Source organism: Wocania arenilitoris (assembly GCF_021728535.1).
In the GTDB taxonomy this organism is placed as follows: domain Bacteria; phylum Bacteroidota; class Bacteroidia; order Flavobacteriales; family Flavobacteriaceae; genus Wocania_A; species Wocania_A arenilitoris.
This window is the reverse complement of the sequence record NZ_JAKKDU010000008.1, coordinates 1-20133: the sequence shown is the minus strand read 5'-3', so window position 1 is coordinate 20133 and position 20133 is coordinate 1. Positions and strand designations below refer to the sequence as shown.

The 20133-nt window shown below is 32.1% G+C and carries 14 protein-coding genes and 1 pseudogene; 14 read left to right on the top strand and 1 reads right to left on the bottom strand.

Annotation, left to right across the window (positions count from 1 at the left end; translation table 11 throughout):
* Positions 1–62 precede the first annotated feature (62 nt).
* The 3 genes from L3X37_RS07865 (at position 63) to L3X37_RS07855 (ending at position 6421) form a co-directional block, all read left to right on the top strand.
* Positions 63–3698, top strand: coding sequence for a SusC/RagA family TonB-linked outer membrane protein (locus tag L3X37_RS07865; protein WP_237239624.1), 3636 nt, complete (start codon positions 63–65; stop codon positions 3696–3698).
* 12 nt (positions 3699–3710) lie between these two features.
* On the top strand, positions 3711–5150 hold the full coding sequence (locus tag L3X37_RS07860) for a RagB/SusD family nutrient uptake outer membrane protein (protein ID WP_237239623.1): 1440 nt from the start codon (positions 3711–3713) through the stop codon (positions 5148–5150).
* Between the two features lie 92 nt (positions 5151–5242).
* The gene (locus L3X37_RS07855; RefSeq protein WP_237239622.1) at positions 5243–6421 is read left to right on the top strand and encodes a TlpA disulfide reductase family protein; all 1179 of its coding nucleotides are present in this window, start codon (positions 5243–5245) and stop codon (positions 6419–6421) included.
* A gap of 216 nt (positions 6422–6637) precedes the next feature.
* On the opposite strand, the gene L3X37_RS07850 is transcribed toward L3X37_RS07855, so the two are convergent.
* Entirely contained in the window at positions 6638–7324 is a 687-nt protein-coding gene (locus L3X37_RS07850) for an MORN repeat-containing protein (protein ID WP_237239621.1), read from the bottom strand.
* A 344-nt stretch (positions 7325–7668) separates the two neighbouring features.
* On the opposite strand from L3X37_RS07850, the gene L3X37_RS07845 reads away from it, so the two are divergent.
* The 11 genes and pseudogenes from L3X37_RS07845 to L3X37_RS07800 all read left to right on the top strand — a co-directional run bounded on the left by L3X37_RS07845 (position 7669) and on the right by L3X37_RS07800 (position 20044).
* Positions 7669–10479 carry a M16 family metallopeptidase gene (locus L3X37_RS07845; protein WP_237239620.1) on the top strand — a complete coding sequence of 937 codons (2811 nt, stop codon included), beginning with the start codon at positions 7669–7671 and terminating at the stop codon, positions 10477–10479.
* A 144-nt stretch (positions 10480–10623) separates the two neighbouring features.
* Entirely contained in the window at positions 10624–12612 is a 1989-nt protein-coding gene (locus tag L3X37_RS07840) for a protein-disulfide reductase DsbD family protein (protein ID WP_237239619.1), read from the top strand.
* A gap of 6 nt (positions 12613–12618) precedes the next feature.
* On the top strand, positions 12619–12954 hold the full coding sequence (locus L3X37_RS07835; protein WP_237239618.1) for a hypothetical protein: 336 nt from the start codon (positions 12619–12621) through the stop codon (positions 12952–12954).
* A gap of 313 nt (positions 12955–13267) precedes the next feature.
* The gene (locus tag L3X37_RS07830; protein ID WP_237239617.1) at positions 13268–14653 is read left to right on the top strand and encodes a DUF2705 family protein; all 1386 of its coding nucleotides are present in this window, start codon (positions 13268–13270) and stop codon (positions 14651–14653) included.
* Positions 14650–15954 (top strand): ABC transporter permease subunit, encoded by a 1305-nt coding sequence (locus tag L3X37_RS07825; protein WP_237239616.1) that lies wholly within the window; start codon positions 14650–14652, stop codon positions 15952–15954. Before L3X37_RS07830 ends, L3X37_RS07825 begins: the two co-directional genes overlap by 4 nt.
* Positions 15955–15957: 3 nt before the next feature.
* Positions 15958–16659 carry an ABC transporter ATP-binding protein gene (locus L3X37_RS07820; protein WP_237239615.1) on the top strand — a complete coding sequence of 234 codons (702 nt, stop codon included), beginning with the start codon at positions 15958–15960 and terminating at the stop codon, positions 16657–16659.
* A 25-nt stretch (positions 16660–16684) separates the two neighbouring features.
* Positions 16685–18175, top strand: a complete 1491-nt coding sequence (locus L3X37_RS07815) for an aminotransferase class V-fold PLP-dependent enzyme (protein ID WP_237239614.1) — start codon at positions 16685–16687, stop codon at positions 18173–18175.
* A gap of 11 nt (positions 18176–18186) precedes the next feature.
* Positions 18187–19137, top strand: coding sequence for a thioredoxin-disulfide reductase (trxB, locus tag L3X37_RS07810; protein ID WP_237239613.1), 951 nt, complete (start codon positions 18187–18189; stop codon positions 19135–19137).
* Positions 19138–19260: 123 nt separating this feature from the next.
* Positions 19261–19410: pseudogene (locus L3X37_RS15525) on the top strand (IS982 family transposase); the annotation flags it as partial.
* Positions 19411–19569: 159 nt separating this feature from the next.
* Positions 19570–19731: a hypothetical protein gene (locus L3X37_RS07805; RefSeq protein WP_237239612.1), complete on the top strand. Its 162-nt coding sequence runs from the start codon at positions 19570–19572 to the stop codon at positions 19729–19731.
* 16 nt (positions 19732–19747) lie between these two features.
* Positions 19748–20044: a hypothetical protein gene (locus L3X37_RS07800; protein WP_237239611.1), complete on the top strand. Its 297-nt coding sequence runs from the start codon at positions 19748–19750 to the stop codon at positions 20042–20044.
* The last annotated feature ends 89 nt before the right edge of the window (positions 20045–20133 follow it).

Genomic DNA, 20133 nt, shown 5'->3' with positions numbered 1-20133 from the left:
TCCTTTTATATATGTGTCATTAATTAATTAAATATTAACTAACCAATTAACAATGTAAATTTATGGAAATTAAATTAAAAACCCTTTTTTTCTTTTATAGAAAAAAATTACTAAAAATAGCTATGAAGAGTTTTGTATTCTTGTTTTGCTCTTTGGTTTTTGGCGTCTCGCCTTTGAACGAGGTGTTTTCTCAAAACACCAAAATAAAAATTGATTCAGATAAAGTATTAACTGTAGATCAAGTATTTGAGCTTATTTCAGATCAAACAGACTATACGTTTATTTATCAAGTCGATATGTTTAAAGACTTCCCTAAAGTAGATATTAAAAAAGGAAGTATTTTAATTAACAAATTACTTCAAAAGAGTTTGTCTCAAGGCGAATTTCAAATTGAATTATCTGCAAATTCAAATAATGTTTTAATTAAAGAAAAGCCTGCACCAGACACCTTACAAGGCATGACTGCAACTGGTACAATTACCGACAAAAATGGCATGCCTATTCCAGGATTAAGTGTTTATGTAACAAAAGATGCTTCTGTTATTGGAGAAAATGTTATTAGAGGAACAAGTACAGATTTTGATGGTAAATTCACATTATCTGTAAGTCCTAATGATATCTTGGTGGTAACTGGTATTGGGTACGTAACATCTAAACAAATTATAGCGTCTGGGAAAACGATTTACGACTTTATTTTACAAGATGATGTTAACGAGTTACAAGAAATTGTAATAACAGGATACCAAAAAATAGCAAAAGAGCGTTCTACTGGAGCTTTTACAACTGTTAAGAAAGAACAAATTCAGAATACGGTAACACAAAACATCGGGTCTGTTTTACAAGGTATAGCACCAGGTATACAAGTTGTAGAAGATGCAGATGGAAGAATTAACTTGGACGATATAGCTATTAGGGGTGTTGGAACTATTTCTTCAAATAGGGCACCGCTTTTAGTAGTTGATGGATTTCCAATAAATGTAACCAACTTTAATACCATTAACCCTAACGATGTTGAAAGCATAAACATTCTTAAGGATGCTGCTGCAGCTTCTATATGGGGAGCAAGAGCTGCAAACGGTGTCATTGTAATTACAACAAAAAAAGCCAAGAAAGGTAAGTTACAGGTAGGTTTTACATCTTCAGTTAAAATGCGTCCCAAAATGGATTTAGATCGCAATATTACAACTGCTGATTCCAAAACACAATTAGCATATGAGGCTACCGTATGGATACCTGGCGGACATGGTACTAGTAGTAGTTTTATGTTGCCTTATCCTGCTCCAAATACATTGTTTGACAGACAAAATGTTAACAGAAATGGAAATACAGCTTATTCTCAAGGGGCTAGAGCTTATTTTGACGCTTATAATGGCAACATAACCCAGGCAGAGTTAAATACCATTATTTCTAGGCTGTCTAACAATAATAGCCTTTTAGATGCTAAGCAATACTTATTAGAAGCTCCTATTCAAAAACAATATAATTTGTCTTTTGGCACTTCTACTGAAAATAGCAATACTAGGTTATCTGTGTTATATAACGATAATACAGGTGCATTTATAGGGACTGAAGACAATCAATTATTAATTAACCTTAACAACCAGTATAAAATTTCAGATTGGTTAACATTAAACATTAGTGGAATGTTAGATAAATCTAGAAGAGAAACTGCGGGTATTGGGTTTAATACAATACAGAACTTACAACCCTATGATCGATTGATAAATGAAGATGGCACTTATGCTTCCGTATATCATCCTACATATGATGCCAAGTACTTAGAAATTTTTGCTAATAGTGTTAATGGCTTGCCTTATAACGATATTACTTATAACCCGCTTAGGGATGCCAGAGATACAGAATTTGTTACTAAGGAAACTAATTTTAGAGTTAGTGCTGGATTAGACATTAAAATTTTAGATGGATTGATGGTTAAACCAAGTTTTACCTATCAGAAATATGATACCAATTCTAATAACTATAATGGCCCTGAAACGTCTTATGTTAAATTTCAAGTCATTAATGGATTCGAAATACCCAATTATGACCCAGTAACAGGTAATTTGGGAGAGTCTCGTATTCCTACTGGAGCCATCTTAGACAATTCCTTTGGTGAAACCGATTATCTTTCTTTAAGAAACTTAATAACTTACGATAAAATGTTTGGTAAACATTACATCACCGTTTTAGGAGGTATAGAAAGAACTTCTAGCACCACTAAATTTACAGGTGGGGTAAGGACCTATGGCTTTAACAAAGATAACTTCACTTATGCTGTTCCAAACAATCAACCTTGGCAACCAATATGGGGTGCCGGTGGAGTTGGTGATGGCAGAGCTTTCAGAAAAAGTGATGATCGTTATTATTCATATTTTGGAAATTTTGCATACACCTATGATGGCAAGTATACCATTTCTGGTAGTGCACGTTCTGATGGAGCTAACTTTATTGTTGAAGATAAGAGCCAACGTTATAACCCTATGTGGTCTATTGGAGCTAGCTGGAACATTAGTGAAGAAAACTTCTTAAGAGATGTTGACTTTGTTAATCGTTTAAAACTTAGAGTTACCAATGGCCAAAATGGTAATGTTGTAAATGCAGAATCTACAATACCTACTATAAGCTTGAGTCCTTCTTTTAGTCCTGTTCATGGAGGTTTTAGAGCTTTTCTTAATGGTTTAGGCAATCCGGATTTACGTTGGGAACGTGTTAGTACTTATAATATTGGTTTAGACCTTGATTTATTCGATAGTAAATTATATGGTTCAATAGATTACTATAATAAAGCTAGTAAAGATTTAATTGCTAGTGTAGATACTTCTCCTACTACAGGTTTTAGTTCAGCTAGATACAATGTAGCAAGTATGCTTAACAAAGGTATTGAGTTTGATTTGAGTTCAGACATCAGACTGTCCAGTGAGACTAGTTTTACAACTAATGTTGTTTTTGCTTTTAATGATAGTGAAGTGACCTCATTAAAAGATATTCAAATCTTTCCTCGTTCCCTTCCTAATTTCCCATATATTGAAGGAAAACCATATCAACCTATCTATTCCTTTGTATATGGTGGTATGCAAACCATACCTTCACAACCCAAACCATACCCAACTATAATTGGAGAAAATGGAGAAACTTATGGAATGGATCAAAACATTGGGCAAAATGGAGAAGAAGGAAGAGATGTTCTTAAATTCATGGGTACTAGAATAGCACCAACTGTAATAGGATGGAACAATACTTTTAGATTTAAAAACTTTACATTATCTACCAGAATGACAGGTAAATTTGGACATAAATTTGTTAGGCCTACTTTCGATTATCCAGTATTCTTGCAAAAAGGAGGATTTCATGAAGATTTAGCTGGTTTATTAACTGGTAATCATGACGCTATGGGACTTCCCAAATTAGAAACTGAGTGGGAATTATGGAGTTATAGATGGGGCTGGTACACACCAAATTTAGATACTTTGGTAGAAGATGCGGCACATATTCGTTTAAGACAAGTGTATTTTGCATATGATATGCCTAGAGATGTACTATCAAAAATAGGAATTTCAAGTTTGAGGTTATTTGCTCAAGCCGAAAACTTAGGTAATATATGGAAAGCCAATGATTATGGTATAGACCCAGAATATATTGAAGGGGTAACTAGAGCTCCTGAGAAAACATTTTCATTAGGTCTAAATATCGAATTTTAAAAAAAACAAATTATGAAAAAAGTATTTTTATTTATATTATGTAGTGCCCTTTTTGTAGCCTGCTCTGGAGACCATTTAGATGTTAATCCTAATGTCAACACAGATGTTGTAATACAATCGGTTGATGATCTTGATAGATTATTTTATGGAACTATTGCTACCAACGGAACAGAACATCAAGCTAATGTATGGTGTACCGATAATGCGTCTATGCCTCAAGAGATTTTAGATGAGACTTCTTCTTTTTCAGATGAACAACAAGAACATTATACCTTTTCTACTATCATGGGTAGTAGATCAAGTGATCAGACTTGGAGGAGTTATTATGGTCAAATGTTAGTAGTATCAAATTTAGTATTAGAGCAACTAGAAGAAGGACAGATAAAGGGTATAGAAGATCAGGCATTAGTTGACCTATTAACTGCTGAAGCCCATTTTTATCGGGCCCATAATCATTTTAATGTAGCACTTACATATGCCTTGTACCCTAATGAGGCTAATAATGACGAGCTAGGTATTGTTATAAAACAAACAAGTTCTGTCACAGAGAGTCAAGAAAGAGCCACAGTTAAGGAAACTTTTGATTTTATTTTAACTGAATTGGATGAAGCATTAAAATACCCAAATACTGAAAAAAAGGGTCGCTTTCGTATAGGAAAACCAAGTGTACACGCTCTAGCGGCTAGAATACATTTATATTTGGGTAATTATGACAAAGCTAAAACTCATGCCGATACTGCATTAAGTGGTTTTAGCACCATGATAAATTTTGAAAATAGTATTAGTATTCTTCCATATACTTTATGGTATGGTCCATATGTTTATCCAAATACTGCACAATTGGCTTCTTGGCAACAAGCTGGTTCAGACTTTTATAATGACCAATATTGGTATTTCTATGAAACTAATGGATATTGGAATACAAGCCCCAGCCAAGAATTGTTAGATTTATATGATCCAGCAGATATACGTAATGTGTTTTATATTGACGGTTGGTTTTCACGCAATGGTGCTACCACTAACACTTGGACCAGTTATATGAATATGGGGCCTGGGGATACTTATGCTGGACCTAATGTTGCTGAAATGTATTTAACAAGAGCCGAATGCAAAGCTCGGGATAATGATTTTGCAGGTGCCATGGCAGATGTTGAAATGGTTCGTATTAATCGTTTTGCAGTAGCTGATTACTCACCACTGTCTATACCAACTTCAGATAAAGATGCAGTAAATGAAGTCCTTAACGAACGTAGAAGAGAAGCCCCATTTACTTTACGTTTTATGGATATTAAGCGCTTAAATAATGACCCATTAACAGACCCAATAGTAATAACTAGAAACATTAATGGTGAAACCATCACCATCCAACCAGATTCTAGATCTTGGGCTAGACCTATTGGTGATGAAATTATAATTTTAAGTGGTGGTGCTACCGTACAAAATCAATACTAATTTTTTTAGAAAAAGTACTTCAAAATAATTTATTATTTTGAAGTACTTTTTAACTCTATAATACAGATTAACATTAAAAAACAATTTAATTTATGATGAGATTAAAATTTATAATATTAGTATTGACGACTTTTATATTCTCCTGTAAAAGAAATCATGAGGGGGTTGAATCTTTACCTACAACCTTTACAATAAAAGGTACTATTGAAGGTCTAGGAAATAATAACTTATATTTTAGATTACCTAATAAGGATTATGAAAACTTAGGATATAGAATGGATTCCTTAATTGTTACAAACGGGAATTTTAGCCTTACAGATTCAATTCAAGGTCATCACTTTGTATCTTTTTTTTCAAGGATGAAAGAGCTAAGTAAATCAACACCTAGAGGGTTTTACCCTGCACAATCTGGATATCTTAATGTTATTCTTTATCCTGGTGCTAACATTAAGGTAAGTGGTAGTATTTCTGATTTTATGGACGCCTATCCAACAGATAGTGACAGCATAAATAATGAGTTAGGAATATTTCATAAAGAAATTTATCCATTTATGAACGAAAGCCTTAATTATAGAGTCAAATCAGCTTATGAAGAAGATAATGAAAAAAAGAAAGTGTTTGAAGCAAAAGCAGATTCAGTAGGTAATATTGTTAAATCCATTAAAAAAGATTATGTATTAAAAAACGCCTCTTCTGTAGCTTCGCTTTATTACTTAAATGATATGTTATCTCGTAGTCAAATAAATAACGATGATGCGATTAAAGCTTATAATAATCTCGATAGCTCTTTAGTTAACCTATCTTTCTATAAAGACCTGTCTTATAGGGTTAATGCAATTAACAATACCAAGGAAGGCGCTATGGCTCCAGCCATTAAGACAACATCTACCCTAGATGGTTTTGAGTTTGATTTGGCCTCTTATAGAGGTAAATACGTTATGATAGACTTTTGGGGTATCTGGTGTGGGCCTTGTGTCTCCGAAATGCCTAAAGTAAAAGAGTTTAGTAAAAAATATAATGATCGTTTAGAAATATTGGGCGTAAATTCTGGTGATAAAAAGCAAAGAATAATAGATTTTGTTACTAGAAATGAGTACAACTGGAAACAAGTTATGGATGTTAGGGACAGTGAGGTAGATAACTTTGTTCTTCGCTATAATGTTAGTGCATTTCCAACAAAATTTATTATTGATCCTGAAGGCAAAATAGTAAAAAAATATGTTGGTTCTGGAGAAGAAGCTTTTATCTTACTTGAAGAGTTGCTTAAATAATCTTTCATAAACTTTATTATATAGTTGTTTTTGAGTTAGTTACCAATTAAAATGAAAGAGAAAAAAGGGAAGTTAAAGCTTCCCTTTTTTTTAATATATAATCAAATGCATTATGTTCTTTTCCTTCTATAAGAATTAATGAGGAGTTAGATATCTGATAACAGCATTGTATCGTCATTATTAACAAATTAGTTGACAATAACAACGGAAGTACTATTAAATATTAATATTCACCTCAACGACCCACTCACCAGGTTCTAAAATAATAAAATTAAAATTAACAATAGTAGTTCCAGGGTTACCTATGTTATTAACCGTAAAATTCATGCTGCCTTCAAAAGGTGTATTTGTACCTGTAAAAATACCTAAATTTTGATCAACTCTATAATTTCCACTATCACCTATAAGAGTATTTGGCATCCTTAATCTCTCTCCATTTCTTTTCACCTCTACAGTTACTTGGTTAACTGCATCATCAACTTTTCGTATTTTATAATTACGAACACCCATATCCGTAACAACCTTATACATTTGAGATTTCTTTTTTCCAATATATTTATCGCCTTTCCATACACCATTCTGTTCTATCTCTTGGCCATCAATTTTTGCTGTGTAAACGCCATTACCATCACGTTTACCTTTTTTCCATTTACCCGTATAAATAGACCCATTAGCATAAGTCATAGTGCCATTGCCATGAGGATAACCTTTTTTAAACTCACCTTCAAATGAATCTATTCCTTTTGCTATCCCATTACCATTGGCAACTCCTTTTTTGCATTCACCTTTATAGGTGTCTGAAATGTTCTCTAACAACACTTTACAGCCTTCTTGCGCTGCTACTAAAGATGAGTTTAATGTGAAACAACAAATTAGTCCAAGTAATAAAAAAATATTTTTCATAATAATAGTATTTAAAATTATATATATAATACGTAAAAAAATTACTTTACCCTACTACTTTAAATAACTAATTTGGAGTATTATAAAGTAGTTAGTTAATACTTAAAGGCTATGACACCATACATAATTTTTAGTAATTAAATTATTTTTATTACGCTTTACTTTAAAAAACATCTAAGACTCAGAATCAGGAATTTACTCAGTGTTTACTTATAGTCTTTAAATAATTTGATATTTTCCTTGCAGTAAATTAAGAGAGTTTTAACATAAGTTTTACTAGGGTAAATACTATAAATTGAGACATATAATTAAGAATAGTGAAATAAACTAAAAAATAAACATTAATGAAACGTATTTTATTCCAATTATTTGCTATTGCATTTTGTCTAAATACAAGTGCTCAATCTCTAAATTTAAGCCAGTCATTGCCAGAAGACCAGAGTATTCGTAAAGGTGTTCTTTCAAACGGGATGACCTATTATTTGCATAGTACAGATGTAACAAAAGATGTAGCATCTTACTATATTATTCAAAATGTAGGATCCATTTTAGAAAACGATAACCAACAAGGTTTAGCGCACTTTTTAGAGCATATGGCTTTTAATGGTACAAAAGCGTTTCCTGGAAAAGGCATTTTAGAAACGCTTCAAAAAGAAGGTATTGTATTTGGTAAAGACATCAATGCATATACTTCTTTTGATGAGACTGTCTATAATGTAGATAATGTGCCAACAAGACCAGAACTTATTGAAACGGGTTTGCAAATATTACACGATTGGTCTAACTATTTATTGTTAACTGAGGAAGAAATTGATGCAGAAAGAGGCGTTATAAAAGAAGAATGGAGAACTAGGCAAAATGGAGGCATGCGTATTTTGCAAAAAAATATTGGTGCAATGGTAAACAACTCTAAATATGCAAATCGTTTACCTATTGGTTTAATGGATATTGTTGAAAATTTTGAATATAAAGCTCTTCGCGATTTTTATCATGATTGGTATCGAACAGACTTGCAAGCTATTGCTGTAATAGGTGATTTTGACATCGATGAGATGGAAACTAAAATTAAAGCTAAGTTTTCTTCGATTCCTGCAGTAAAAGATGGTCCAGAACGTTTTTCGGTTAAAATAGATGATAATGAAGATATGATTTATGCCATTGCTATGGATAAAGAAGTTGCTACTTCAAACATATCTTTTAGTATTCGTCATCCTAAATCGTTAGAAAACGAAACTATTGGCGATTTAAAAGAAAATCTTTTAAATAATATGGTAAATTCTATATTATCTACAAGGTTTCAAGAAATTTCACAACAACCAAATGCACCATTTATGGGTGTTCGAGCAGGGTATTCTGATGATGGATTTGCCAGAAATCATAAATCTTTTGCACTTGGAGTATATCCGAAGCCTAACATGCAACAAGAGGCTTTTAAATTAGCTATTACAGAAGTAAATAGAGCTGTTAAATTTGGTTTTACTAATGCAGAGATTAATAGAGTTAAAGCTGAATTTGGTAACTATTACGAAAATCAAATTTCTAAACTAGACGATAGATCTCATCGTGCAATTGTTAGAACAATTCAAAAGAATTATTTAAAAAATGCCTCAATGAAAGATGTTAAGGCAGAATATGAGTTGGTAAAAATATTCTTTAGTCAGTTAACTCAAGCTGATTTACTAGTGCAAATTAAAAAAATGTACACTCAAAAGAACAGGTCTTTAATTGTAACGGGTGTAGATGGTAATAATAATTTAACAAAAGCAGATGCATTAGCAATTATTAAAGCCGCAGAGAATGATACTACTTTAAAACCTTATGAAGAAGAAGAAGAAGCAAAAGAATTAATGTCTGGTGTTACTCTTACTAGTGGTAAAATAGTATCAGAAGTTAAAAACCAAGTAATAGGTTCTACAGAGTTTACTTTAAGTAATGGTGTTAAAGTACATTATAAGTTTGTAAATAAAAATAAAAACAAAGTAAGCTTACAAGCTATTAGTGATGGTGGAATGTCTTTAGTCTCAAATGAAGATTTACCCTCTGCAAACTTATTAGGACAAGTTATAGAGATGTCTGGTTTAGGTGAATTTTCTGCAACAGAATTACCAAAAGTTTTAGCAGGTAAAACGGCTAGAGCAAGTACTAGAATTAACGGAATTACAGAATCTGTTTCTGGTTCGTCTTCAACAAAAGATGTAAAAACAATGTTACAATTAGTGAATTTACGTTTTACAAAGCCCCGATTTGATAAAGATGGTTATAATGTATTCATGCAAAATGTAGATAATTTTTTAATTAGAAAAAGTAAACAAGTAAGTTCTAAAATGAATGATAGTATTACAACTATTCTTTATGGGAAAAACCATCCTAAAGAACGTTTGTTTGATAAAAATTATGTTTCAGAAGCTTCGTTTGATAAAATGAAATCAATTTACAAGACTAGATTTGCTAATGTGGCAGACTTTACTTTCTTTATTATTGGAGATGTTTCTAAAGAGGATTTAAAACCATTGTTAGAAAATTATATAGCAAGTATTCCAGCAAATGATATTAAAGAAAATTGGAAAGATACATCATCATCTTGGATTAATAAAACCACTGATAAAGATGTATATTTAGAGATGGAAGACCCTAAAACTTCTGTAAGATTGTCTGTAAAAAATGATATGGAATACAGCCTAAAAAACATGTATTTAATGAGAACTTTAGGAGATATTTTGCAGTTGCGTTATACAGAGTCTTTAAGAGAACAGGAAGGCGGTACTTATGGAGCAAGTTCTAGAGGAAGTTTGTCTAAAGAGCCTAAGGAACAGGCGAGACTATCAGTTAGTTTTGATTGCAACCCAGATTTAGCGGAAAAATTAATAAGTATTGTGCATAATGAAATGGAAGCCATTAAAAATGGTACAATTCAACAAAAAGACTTAGACAAAACATTAGCTAATTATTTAAAAGAAAGAGAAGAAAGTCAAAACTATAATGGTTATGAAATGAGTCTTTTAATGAATTATGTGTTAGAAGGTTATAATATGAATGATCCTAAAAATTTCGAGGATATTATAAAGTCTATTACTGCAACAGATATTCAAAGGGTAATGGGTACACTTTTAAAGGATGCTGAATCTTATGAAATTGTATTTAAACCAAAGAAATAAATAATTATATCATCTTTAAATTGTTCTCTGTTTTCATAGTTAATAATTATTTTGAATTAGTCACTCAATAAAATAATAAAGATGAAAAAAGGGCTGTAAAGCAGCCCTTTTTAAAACAAACAAATACACTAACAAACCATCATTATGAAAAAACTAATTTTAATAGTTGTTTTAACCTTTTCCACGATTGGCTTTTCACAAATATTTGAACCAGTAAAATGGTCAACCTCTGTTGAGAAAATTTCAGATACAGAATACAAGTTAATTTCAAAGGCAAGTATTGAACCCGGGTGGCACTTATACTCACAAAATGTTCCTGAAGATGGACCAATTCCAACAACTTTTACTTACGATGATGCCAATGGTGCGTTTAAAATAGTTGGTAATACCTCTGAAGGAGAAGGGCATACAGTAGACGACCCTGTTTTTAAAATGAAGATTAAATTTTTTGAAGGCAATGCCGTTTTCGAACAGAACATAGAAGTTTTAGGAGATAAAGCAGCAATAGAAGGTTTTGTGGAATTCATGGTTTGTAATGATGAGCAATGCTTACCGCCTACTGAAGTAGATTTAGTTTTTAATCTATCAAAAGAGAAGGCTGCAGTAGTTAAAATAGTACCTGCAAGTGATAGCGAAACTTCAGCCGCTTTATCAGAACATAAAGTAGATACATCTAAAAGTGGTGAATCTAAAAGAAGTTTGTGGGGAACATTTATTTTGGCCTTTTTATTTGGGTTTACTGCTTTACTAACACCGTGTGTGTTTCCAATGATTCCTATGACAGTAAGCTTCTTTACCAAACAAAGTAAAAATAAAAGTGAAGGTATTAGGAATGCAATTATTTACGGAGTTTGCATCATAGTGATTTATGTTTTATTGGGAGTATTTGTATCTGCTATTTTCGGTCCAAGTGCATTAAATGCATTAGCGACTAATATTTGGTTTAATATTATATTCTTCTTACTATTAATAATATTTGCAGTGTCCTTTTTAGGGGCTTTCGAGATTATGCTACCTAATTCTTGGGCTAATAAAGTAGATTCGCAAGCGGATAGAGGAGGTTATATTGGGATTTTCTTTATGGCTTTGGCTCTAGCAATAGTGTCTTTTTCTTGTACAGGCCCAATAGTGGGAACTATTTTAGTTGAGGCTGCTGCTGGCGGTGATAAAATTGGGCCAGTAGTAGGGATGTTTGGTTTTTCATTGGCTATAGCATTACCTTTTGCATTATTTGCGGCATTCCCTGGTTGGTTAAATTCATTACCTAAATCTGGAGGTTGGCTCAATACCGTAAAAGTAGTTTTAGGGTTTTTAGAATTAGCATTGGCCTTTAAATTTTTATCACAAGCCGATTTGGTATTGCAAGCACACTTTTTAGAAAGAGAAGTTTTTATAGCCATTTGGATTGCGATATTTGGAGCTTTGGCATTTTATCTTTTCGGAAAAATACAGTTACCACACGATTCGCCTTTAACTCATATTTCAGTAGGTCGTTTAAGTTTAGGTTTAATTGTATTATCATTTACAATATACATGATTCCAGGGCTTTGGGGAGCGCCTCTTAATTTAATTAGTGCATTTCCGCCACCACAGGAGTACAGCGAATCTCCTTATGGTGTAGGGTTTAGTAAAGTTGGAGGCGGTTCAGTTTCTGAAAATCATAATAATTTACCAGAAGGTGCTCATTTATTGGCACCACACGATATTTTAGCTTTTAATGATTATGATAAAGGTTTAGCTTATGCTAAAGAAGTAGGTAAGCCGGTAATGATTGATTTTACAGGTTGGGCATGTGTAAATTGCAGAAAGATGGAACAAAATGTGTGGCCAAAACCGGAGGTTTTACAAATTTTAAAGAATGACGTCGTTTTAATTTCTTTATATGTAGATGATAAACGTAAGTTAGAAGCTGATGAAGTTGTAGATTCAAAATTGAAACCAGGCAAGAAACTAAAATATATAGGTCAAAAATGGAGTGAGTTACAAACTATTAAATACAAAGCAAACTCTCAACCATTTTATGTTCTTATGGATCATAATGAAGATAATCTTATAGATCCAGTAGCTTATACGCCAGATGTTGATGAATACCATACTTGGTTAAAAGAAGGCGTGTCAAAATTTCAAAAATAAACTATTATGAAAGATTATTCTACAAATTGGATCAAAGATGAATTTTTAACGTATTTGTTTATCTACTGTATAAATGCTGATTACAAGGAATCAAAAAAGGAAATTGCATTAGTAAAAACAAAAACGTCTTATGCTTTTTTTGATAAAATGCATGATGAATTTGAACTAGACAGTGACTATGCTAGTCTACAAAAAATTATTGGTGCTCATAATAGGTTAGGATACTCAAGCGAAAATACAGAGGAGCTTTTCAATAGTATTAAAGAATTATTCCTTACGGATGGCAAATATGATATAGAAGAACGAAACTTATTAATGTACTTAAAACACCTTTTAAAATAGTTTTCTTAGCTATGTTAAAGGTTGTGCAAAGACAATCGATGGTGCTTATTCATTAGAACCAGATATGAATTGGTATTATGCCTGTTTAATAGAAAACATAAGATATTTAAAAAATAAAGAGTTCATCCGATAATTTGTTTTAGTGTTAAAGTAATTAACAAAGGATGATTTTTTGATTGATGTCACTCCGGCTGGTTACCGGAGTGATTACTTAAAAAATAACTTTAAATGTTTACAACACAAAGAATAAAAAGCAAAAATTAGAAAGCTATTTAAACCTTTCAGAAAGAATTTTATATATACAAATTTTTCTATGATATTATTAATCGCCAAAAAAGAAGTTAAAGAGCTTTTACGAAATAATAGGTTTCGTTTAATCAGTATTACGCTTTTAATATTACTCGTATTCTCAATGTTTATTAGTTGGAAAACGTACAAAAAAGTTCAACAAGAACATCAAACTGCTCAAAATTTAGCAAGAGATCAATGGGAAGGTCAAGGCAAAAAAAGCGCTCATTCTGCAGCGCATTACGGCACTTTTGCTTTTAAACCTATTCCCACACTTTCTTTAATAGACAATGGATTAAATAAATATTTAGGGGTTTCTATCTTTTTAGAGGCACATCGTCAAAATTCGGCATCATATAAGCAAATTAGGGATCAAAATGACCTGGCTAGATTTGCAGATTTAAGTCCCGCTTTTGTTTTTATATTTTTAATGCCATTACTTATTATTTTATTAGGATTTAATAGTTTTACTACAGAGAAAGAAAGTGGCACACTTCAACTTATACTTAGCCAAGGCGGATCAAAAAGAAAATTAGTTTTAGGTAAAACCATTGGAATATGGTTAGCGTTACTTTTATTATTAGTACCTGTTTTTTTATTAGGATTTTGTTTTATTGCTTTTTCAAATTACGAAAATGGAGACTTTTTACGTTATGGGTTTGTTTTAATTAGCTTACTACTATACTATGGAATATTTATACATCTTTCTATAGCAACATCAGTATGGGCAAAAAGCAGTAATTTCTCTTTAATTATTTTACTAAGCTTTTGGATGATTTCTGCTTTGCTTATGCCCAAATTAACAGCAGATATGTCAAAAAAAACGCATGAAACACCTTCTGCGATATCGTATCAAGAAAATATAAAAAAAGAATTAGCAAGCGGTATTAATGGACATGACCCTTCCTCGGAAAAAGCCGTTGCTTTTAAGGATAGCTTACTAAAAAAGTATAATGTAAAGAGTATCGAAAAACTCCCTGTTAATTTTTATCAATTGCTTATGCAAGCAGGAGAAAAACACGAGACTACGGTATATAAAAATGCAATGACTCAATTAAACAATATATATATTGAGCAATTGAAAATCCATCAACTAAATGCATTCATTTCTCCAACAATTTTAATGAGAATGCTTTCAATGCAATTTGCAAACACAGATTTACAATCACATTACAACTTTACCTATCAAGCCGAAGAATATAGAGGCGCTTTAATTAGCAGTTTAAACAATGGTCCAAGAGGCGCAGTAGACGCAGATTTTTTCAAGAAAAACATAAAGTTTGAATACCAACCAATCACGCTTTCACAAACTATAGAAAAAAACTCTAGTAACTTAATGTATTTAATTATATGGTGGTTATTAAGTGGTCTTTTGGTAATTCTATCTGTTCAAAAAAATAAATTGAAATGATAAAACTAGAACTTAAAAATATAATAAGAAACCCTTTAGTATTAACATTAGTACTATTTCTTTTTATTTTCATTTTGTTTGCTTCTAACAATGGTAAATCAAGAGTTGATAAACAATTAGAAGGTATAGAACTAGTGAAAAATAACGAGAACACATTTTATACTAACCATATAAACAGCCTTGATTCTATTGAAAAGGGCACAAAAGAAGCTCCCAAAAGAGTTTTTGAAGACCCTACAAACCCAGTAGCTATGGGTAATTATTACGGTGGTACTTATTTAACAGTAACTCCAGCGCCACTTTCTCTTATTAGTAACGGTCAAAGTGATATTTTTCCTTATTTCAGCAAAGTAAATATTGGAGGCACCAATGCAGAAAAAGATAATGACAATTTTGAAAACCCAATGAATATCGCTACCGGAGGTTTTGATTTAGCCTTTGTATTTGTATTTATTTTACCGCTTTTAATTATTGCTTTTAGTTATAACATTCTTTCGTCAGAAAGAGAACAAGGCACACTTAGACTGCTACTTTCTATGCCAATTAATATAAAGACATGGTTATTAAAAAAAATAGTATTTCGTTATTTTTTCCTAGTATTATTAATAAGTGCTGTATTAACTTTATCGTTATCTATCATAAATATTAATTTCTTAAACACATCTTATTTAGTTTTACTATTAAGTATTGCTTTATATACTTTGTTTTGGTTTGGTTTGGCTTTTTTAGTAAACTTACTTAACAAGTCTTCTTCTCAAAATATCATTTTACTATTAGGTACATGGTTACTTTTCGTATTGATTATACCAAGTTTTGTAAATATTTTAGCAAGCAGTGTATACCCTTCTCCATCTAGAGTTGAATACATCACTTCAAAAAGAGCTATTGAAAAAGAATTCGAAAAGAAAGAGGAAGCTATTTTACATAAGTTTTATGAAGACAATCCATCAGAAAAGGATAAAGAAGTTGATGCAAATAATCGCTTTAGAATCTATTGGAATAAAAACTTTATTCTATTAAATGAAAAAAATAAATTTATGGATGCGTTTGAAAGCAAGTTTGAAAATCAATCCATGAATCAACGTGAATTTGCAAATAAACTTAGTTGGTTTTCTCCTTCTATACTATTTCAAAACACAATGAATGAAATTGCTGAAACCGATACTCAACACTATTTGAGTTTTCAAAATTCAACAAAAACATTTCAAAAAGAATGGACAGCCTATTTTTATAACAAATACAAAAACCATCAAAAATTAACAGTAGAAGATTTCAATAATTTCCCAAAAAAAAATAATTAAGATATGTTAGAAGCAACTAATTTAAGTAAAGAATATAATAACTTTTCTGCTCTTAATAATTTGAATATTAAAGTTGAAGCAGGCGATATTTATTGTCTATTAGGCGCCAATGGTGCTGGTAAATCGACTACCATTAATTTGTTTCTAGGGTTTATTGAAGCAACAAAAGGAAGTGTTAGCATAAACGGATTAGATGTTAGCAAAAAAAACATGGAGACAAAAAAATATTTGTCATATATTCCTGAAAACTTGATGCTCTACCCTACTTTAACTGGTTTAGAAAACCTAGAGTATTTTGTTGGTTTAGCAAAGAAAAAGTATAATAGAGCAGAGTTTATAGATTTTCTAACAGAAGCTGGATTACAAGCTAATGCACATACCAAAAGAGTGTCTGCATATTCTAAAGGTATGCGCCAAAAAGTAGGCATTGCTATTGCTTTAGCTAAAGATGCTAAAGTGTTGCTTTTGGATGAACCTACATCTGGATTAGACCCAAGGGCAAGTAATGAATTTTCTAATTTGCTATTAACCCTTAAAGACAAAGGGGTAGCAACACTTATGGCAACTCATGATATTTTTCGTGCAAAGCAAATTGCAACACATATTGGAATTATGAAAGAGGGACGTTTAGTTGAATCTTTTAAAAGTGAAGATATAAGCCTAAAGGAATTAGAAGATTTATATTTAGAAACTATTGATTCTTAAGAAGAATAATTTAAACAACAAAAATATGTTAAGAGTTAAAGTTGAATTTGATAGTTTAGAAAAGTATTTTAGACCATTTAGAGAACATATTGTGGGTGTAGATCAATATTTTGATTCGCCTTACGGCAGAAAAAAAATTATTTATGCAGATTGGACAGCCAGTGGTAGACTATATCGACCTATCGAAGAAAAATTATTAAATGAAATAGGGCCTTATGTAGCGAATACCCATACCGAAACATCTATTACGGGGTCTACCATGACTTTGGCTTATCACGATGCCAGAAACATTATTAAAAACCATGTAAATGCTTCTAAAGAAGATGTGTTGATTACTGTTGGTACTGGCATGACAGGAGCTATTAATAAGTTTCAAAGGATCCTTGGATTAAAGGTGAATGAAAGCTTAAAAGATTATACCACAGTTCCAGAAGAAAAGAGACCCATTATTTTTGTATCTCATATGGAGCATCATTCCAACCAAACTTCATGGTTAGAAACTATAGCTAGGGTAAAAGTAATTCCTTCAAATGAAGCAGGTTTACCCTGTATTAATCAGTTACAAGAATTAATAAAAGAGAACAAAGATTGTCCGATAAAAATAGCAGCTATTACTGGGTGTTCTAATGTTACAGGTATCAGAACAAATTACCATGACGTTGCAAGCGTGATGCACCAAAACAATGGTTTGTGTTTTGTAGATTTTGCGTGTTCTGCCCCCTATGTAAACATCAATATGCATCCAGAAAATGAGGATGAATATTTAGATGCTATTACATTTTCACCTCATAAGTTTTTAGGAGGACCGGGGTCTTCGGGTGTTCTTATATTCAACAAAAAACTATATAAAAACTTAGTGCCAGATAACCCAGGTGGTGGTACAGTATCTTATACGAATCCTTGGGGAGATCACGATTATATTGATGATATTGAAACCAGAGAAGACGGTGGTACACCAGGTTTTTTACAGGCTATTAAAATAGCGATGTCTATCCAGCTTAAAGAAAAAATGGGTGTACAAAACATTTTAGATAGAGAGCATGAACTAAATGATATTATTTTTAGAAACCTTTCTAAAATTGAAAATCTAAAAATTTTGGCTCCAGAGCATACCGAAAGACTAGGCGTATTTTCATTTTATATTGATGATGCACACTATAATTTAATAGTGAAACTTTTAAATGACCGCTTCGGTGTTCAAACACGTGGAGGTTGTTCTTGTGCTGGCACATATGGGCATTACTTATTAAATGTAAACGAGTCAACATCGAAATCAATAGAAAAAAAGATACTCGATGGCTGTTTAATAGAGCGTCCAGGTTGGATTCGCATGTCCATACATCCAACCATGACAAATGAAGAGGTTAACTTTATTTGTGATTCAGTTAAACAAGTTGCTGAAAAATTTAAGGAGTGGGGAGATGATTATAAATATGATGCGGTTAAGAATGAGTTTGTTCATAGAGGTAATGAAGTTATCGAAAAAGAGATTACTAAAAATTGGTTTAAAATTTAATACAAAAAATAATGTCAGATACAATAGAAAAAGTAAAATGCTTAATTATAGGGTCTGGACCTGCAGGTTATACGGCGGCTATTTATGCTGCAAGGGCCAATATGAAACCCGTTTTATATCAAGGCACACAACCAGGTGGTCAATTAACAACAACCAATGAGGTCGAGAATTTCCCAGGGTATCCAGATGGTGTCACCGGACCGGAAATGATGATGCAACTACAGGCACAGGCGCAACGTTTTGAAACCGATGTGCGTGATGGCTGGATTACCAAAGTTGACTTTTCGGGAGATGTACATAAAGTATGGGTAAACGATACCAAGGAAATTCACGCAGATACAGTAATTATTTCAACAGGGGCAAGCGCCAAATACTTGGGTCTGGAATCTGAACAAAAATATTTGAAGCTTGGCGGCGGTGTATCGGCCTGTGCTATTTGTGATGGGTTCTTTTATAGAAATCAAGAGGTTGTTATTGTAGGCGCCGGGGACTCTGCTTGTGAAGAAGCACACTACTTATCTAAATTGTGCAAAAAGGTAACTATGATTGTAAGAAGAGATGTTTTTAGAGCTTCTAAAATTATGGCTGCCAGAGTCAAAAACACCCAAAACATCGAGATTTTATTCAACACTGAAACTGATGAGGTTCTAGGAGATGGGCAAGTAGTGACTGGAGTTAGAGTTTTTAATAATAAAACTGGTGAAAAACATGAAATTCCTGCAACAGGTTTCTTCGTGGCTATTGGACACAAACCAAATACTGATATTTTTAAGGGCTATTTAGATTTAGATGAAACAGGGTACATTATTAATGATATACCAGGGACTTCAAAAACTAATATAGATGGTGTGTTTGTATCTGGAGATGCAGCCGACCATGTTTACAGACAAGCCGTAACAGCAGCAGGAACAGGTTGTATGGCGGCTCTGGATGCCGAACGTTATCTGGCGGCTAAGGAATAAAGCATTTATTAAAATTGGGGTGTTAAAATTTTTATAAAACCCGTTGTGCATTATGATTAAATAGAAAAAAGTTGTTCATTTTACTGACAATCAGTAATTTGTTTTAGCGATAAAACATTAATAATGAACAACCTAAATGCAAATTACGAAAGAATATTTGAAGTATTACGAAGAATATCAAAAGAACAGCTTTTGACCTACCAAAGGCGCCAACCAAAACTTATCGATTTAGAACTTCTTAGTTTGAGTTTAAATGCTGAATTTATGGGAATAGTGCAAAGATAAACTCGTAAAATACACCCATCAAAAGACTACGGCATAAGGCCGTTGCGCTTATCCCCTTCCTCATTTATTCCGTTTCCTTTTGAGCTGAGATTTTAGCTTCCGTTTAGGTACTGCTCAAATATTGTTTAATCAAAAAATTTTAGAATTATGAAACAAGTGTCTGAAAAATTCAACATGTCATTACAAGAAGTAGAAGAACATTACCGATTAAGTAGTGAAAATTACGATGTCGATAGTGGAGAAAGTCATTTAGCTTATTACAGAGATAAGCATCCTGTGAATTATCAAGTATTATTAGATAGCGTTTAATTTAAAGTCTCACATCATGGAAAATTTAAAAGTAGTTCAGTTCGATTTTGGTTTTGAGTGTAAACCTATATCAGCAAAAGAAAAAGTATTAAAACCAACTAAAAAGGATAAGAGTGATTTTGTCTTCGATTTTATGGATTGCCTTGCGAGTCCAATCATTGTTTTTAAATCGGCTTGGCAAGATACCATTCCAAAAGACATTCTTGGTAGAATAAAATTATCAAGAATAATTTGCTCAATGACAGGAGATAAAATGGCATCATTAATAGAGACTTTAGCCTGTTTAACGTCAGCAAAAAGTGAACTTTTATAGGTTGATTTTTAAGAGAGAAAAAAGATTATAATTTTAACCTTAAAAATCATTACAATGAACAGAGAACACAATGCAAAATCATTAATCAA